Source organism: Oleiphilus sp. HI0067 (assembly GCF_001635735.1).
Genome location: NZ_LWFI01000145.1, coordinates 1 through 1208, shown reverse-complemented (window position 1 = coordinate 1208; position 1208 = coordinate 1). Strand labels below are relative to the sequence as shown.

The window sequence follows — 1208 nt, the reverse complement described above, 5'->3', positions numbered from 1 at the left end:
CTATAGAAGAAAGTGAATTTCTGCACTTAATTAAGGAGAGCTTATGCTACATCTAAGCTTTACTCAGCAACTTTGCCATGTGGCGACATTGCAAAAAACTGACTCCGCCGCAAACGATCCAACCTACAACGTAGGCCATGAAGACGAGCGACGAGAAAAATCCAGTTCGAACGACGCAAGCAGCCACTATGAAATACTCAAAAGGTTTGCAAGCGCTTACTTTAATCGCCGTTAAGTCAACTACAAATTCTTAAATGTGTCGTGCTTTTGAATACGATAAATAAGGTAAAGCACAGGCACACCCATCATGCTTGCCACAAGAAAGAAATTCGAATAGCCGAGGTTATCAACCATACTCCCCGAATAGCCACCAATAACCTTTGGCAGCAGCGTCATTAATGAACTAAAAATCGCATATTGAACTGCCGTAAACGACACATTCGTTAGACTGGATAAGAAGGCAATAAATGCAGCACTTGCTAGTCCTGCTGTTAAATTATCTGCAGAAATAACGAGATAAAGCAGTTCAATGTCATAGCCCGTTTTCGCTAACAACATAAACAAAAGATTCGTTGCAACGGTTAGAAATGCACCTGCATACAGCATTTTGATCACGCCAAAACGCACAGACAAAACGCCGCCAAGAAAGCCTCCCAGAATGGTCATAAACAAACCAAAGGTTTTTACGACCGAAGCGATCTCAGTTTTACTAAATCCCATATCTTGAAAAAACACATTCGAAATGACGCCAAGAACGATATCGGAAACACGATAGAAACCCACAAAAACAAGCAGCAGAACAGCCAATCTGATGCCGTAACGTGAAAAGAACTCTTTAACCGGTGAAATATAAGAGTCTTGTATTAATTGATGCTCATACATTGAAGTAAACGAGACTAAACGAATAAAGAAACAAACAATCAATACGGCAAATATCAGACGCAGACATTCAATCGAAAAATTTGCGAGTGCCTCGTTTCCAGCATAGCTACCAACGTCACGTTTTAATTGCTCTACTTGATCCGCTCCAACAATATACACACCAACAAAGATGCAAATACTCATAGCAAACATCGCAAGAAAACGAAGATATTGGACTGAAGAATAGTCTCGTTTGGCTCTCAATTCTGCGGAAACCGGCTCTGAAACAATCAGCGTTGTTACCAAACCAACCAACATCGTTAAAGACATAATGATGTATGTAAACA

1 protein-coding gene and 1 pseudogene are annotated in these 1208 nt (G+C 40.4%); one reads left to right on the top strand and one right to left on the bottom strand.

What is annotated here, in order from left to right:
* The first annotated feature begins 43 nt into the window (after positions 1-43).
* On the top strand, positions 44-235 hold the full coding sequence (locus A3739_RS01950; protein ID WP_068477345.1) for a hypothetical protein: 192 nt from the start codon (positions 44-46) through the stop codon (positions 233-235).
* A 5-nt stretch (positions 236-240) separates the two neighbouring features.
* Here A3739_RS01950 and A3739_RS29155 read toward each other — a convergent pair.
* A pseudogene (locus tag A3739_RS29155) lies at positions 241-1208 on the bottom strand (MFS transporter); the annotation flags it as partial.

Coding starts and splice junctions, on each gene's coding strand:
- A3739_RS01950 (WP_068477345.1), top strand. CDS start 44: ATGCTACATCTAAGCTTTACTCAGCAACTTTGCCATGTGGCGACATTG.